Here is a 536-nt window from a genome sequence, read left to right as displayed (position 1 = left end):
AACTTACAAGTTGGTGGTGATACTCCTATTTCTATTTCTTCTGTTGAAACTGCTAACCAAGCTTTAGGAAGAATAGATGAAGGTATTCAAATGGTAGTAGCTCAAAGAGCTGAATTAGGTGCTGTTCAAAACAGAATGGAATCTATGGTAAAAAGCTTAATGATAGCTACTGAAAACACTATCGCTTCTGAAAGTGTTATAAGAGACGCTGATATGGCTCAAGCTATGGTTGCTTATACTCGTGAACAAATCTTACAACAAACTGGTGCTGCTATGTTAGCTAATGCTAATATGAAAAATCAGTCTATAATGAGAATTATAGGATAATTTAGTCGTCTTATTACAAATATAGTTTAAGCTCATTGGTATTTTTATACTAATGGGCTTTTTTTTWAAAAAAATTGCATAAAAATTTGATTTACTAACCCCTATTTATTAGACTATAATTATATAAGGTTATTTATGATAATACTAATATATTTTTTTATATAATAAAATTAGGAGGTTTTTATGTATAAAAAAATTATAGTTATTAT

At 28.0% G+C, this 536-nt stretch carries 1 protein-coding gene; it reads left to right on the top strand.

Features of this window, described 5'->3' with window-relative positions; translation table 11 throughout:
- The coding region (locus tag GQX97_RS14475) for a flagellin (RefSeq protein ID WP_255447438.1) at positions 1 to 327 on the top strand (327 nt) is incomplete at its 5' end.
- Positions 328 to 536 lie beyond the last annotated feature (209 nt).

The organism is Brachyspira sp. SAP_772 (assembly GCF_009755885.1).
In the GTDB taxonomy this organism is placed as follows: Bacteria; Spirochaetota; Brachyspiria; order Brachyspirales; family Brachyspiraceae; genus Brachyspira.
This window is presented reverse-complemented; position numbering and strand designations above follow the sequence as displayed.